The following is a 250-nucleotide window of genomic DNA, read 5'->3' as shown; positions in this document are numbered from 1 at the left end:
CGCCAACAGTCCAACGCCCACCGGATAACCGGAGGTCATGGGATTACGGCGAGTAAGGGTCACGTTTGCGATCATGGCGTAAAAATGCGTCCAGTTCGCGCACTTGTCAATCATGGATGCTTCCTAGTGGATTGATTCCAACGTTTGGTGCCCCCGTTTAACAGCTGCGATGATCTTGTCGGGGTTGGCTTTCCAGATGAATGGCTTTGGTTCCAGATTGTGCTCTTTGACGAAGCGGTTGATGGCGGCC

At 53.2% G+C, this 250-nt stretch carries 1 pseudogene; it reads right to left on the bottom strand.

Annotation, left to right across the window (positions count from 1 at the left end):
• Positions 1–123: 123 nt before the first annotated feature.
• Positions 124–250 (bottom strand): annotated as a pseudogene (locus tag DUT91_RS25425) (IS630 family transposase); the annotation flags it as partial.

It is taken from the genome of Paramesorhizobium salinisoli, from assembly GCF_003335045.1.
GTDB lineage: Bacteria > Pseudomonadota > Alphaproteobacteria > Rhizobiales > Rhizobiaceae > Paramesorhizobium > Paramesorhizobium salinisoli.
Note: the sequence above shows the minus strand (reverse complement) of the source record. Positions and strands in the feature narration are given on the sequence as shown.